Genomic DNA, 391 nt, shown 5'->3' with positions numbered 1-391 from the left:
CGCGGCGAAGGCCTGCGCATGCGCTATCCGCGCGCGCCGCGCGCGGCCCTGGACGGCGTCGATATCGAACTGCGCCGCGGCGAAGGCCTGGCCCTGGTCGGCGAAAGCGGGAGCGGCAAGAGCACGCTGGGCCGCGCGATGCTGCGCTTGTTGCGCGGCGCGCAAGGGCGGGTGGTGTTCGACGGCGTCGACCTCGCCGCGCTGGATCCGGCCGCGCTGCGGCGGCTGCGTGCACGCACCGGCGTGGTGTTCCAGGATCCTTATGCCTCGCTCGATCCGCGCATGCGCGTGGCCGAGATCGTCGCCGAGCCCTTGCGCATCCACGGCCAGGGCGACGCGGCCGCGCGCCGCGCGCGCGCCGCCGAGTTGCTGCTTGCGGTCGGTCTGGACG

At 75.2% G+C, this 391-nt stretch carries 1 protein-coding gene; it reads left to right on the top strand.

Going from position 1 to position 391, the window contains the following annotated elements; genetic code table 11:
• Positions 1–391: ATP-binding cassette domain-containing protein (locus HKX41_10600; protein ID NNC24580.1), on the top strand; the 391-nt coding region annotated here is incomplete at both ends.

It is taken from the genome of Salifodinibacter halophilus, from assembly GCA_012999515.1.
Taxonomy (GTDB): Bacteria; Pseudomonadota; Gammaproteobacteria; order Nevskiales; family Salinisphaeraceae; genus Salifodinibacter; species Salifodinibacter halophilus.
The sequence above is the reverse complement of the archived record's forward strand: the minus strand, read 5'-3'. Positions and strand labels throughout refer to the sequence as shown.